The sequence below is a fragment of the Pedococcus ginsenosidimutans genome (assembly GCF_039544395.1).
GTDB classification, from domain to species: Bacteria; Actinomycetota; Actinomycetes; order Actinomycetales; family Dermatophilaceae; genus Pedococcus; species Pedococcus ginsenosidimutans.
In genome coordinates, this window is sequence record NZ_BAABLO010000016.1 from 1 (window position 1) to 670 (window position 670).

1 protein-coding gene is annotated in these 670 nt (G+C 38.8%); it reads left to right on the plus strand.

Annotated features, from left to right (window positions below):
* On the plus strand, positions 1 to 535 hold a 535-nt coding region (locus tag ABEA42_RS18460; RefSeq protein WP_425572116.1), incomplete at its 5' end, for a Mu transposase domain-containing protein.
* Between the last annotated feature and the right edge of the window lie 135 nt (positions 536 to 670).

Genomic DNA, 670 nt, shown 5'->3' on the forward strand with positions numbered 1-670 from the left:
TTATGTTTATTTCTCCCCGGACAAAAGTTATTACAGTGTTCCATACCGTTATATCGGCAATAGGACCATGATCCATTACACCAAAAGCACGATCGAGGTTTATTATAATCATCAGCGCATAGCCCTGCACAAACGCAATCCCTCTACCGGAATTTATATCACCAACAAAAATCACCTCAGTAGTACACATAAAGCATTTACAAAATGGAGTCCGGAATACTTTAGAAAGCAAGCTCTTCCTCATGGAGTACACGTTGTGAGGTGTGTAGATAAAATACTTTTGAATATCGATTACCCTGAAGTAGGATATAAACGGGTTATGGGACTAATTCAACTCCATAAAGCTCATGGCTCCAAAAGGCTAGATCAGGCCTGTAAAAGAGTTCTGGATATCGAGGCTGTCTCTTACATGCGCATCAAAAATATTTTGGAAAACAATATGGACAAAAGCTTTTTGTTTTACCAAGACCTGGAAAAAGATAAATCTCATATCCCTGAGCATGAGAACATAAGGGGGGCTTCGGCCTATAAATGAACGTTTAATTAAACAATAATTATTATGAACAATAATCAAACTATCGAAAAACTGAAAGAGATGAGACTTGGAGCTATGGCTTCCCTACATCATCAACTCATTAAGGATAACCGAGTGGGATCCATGACCGCCGAC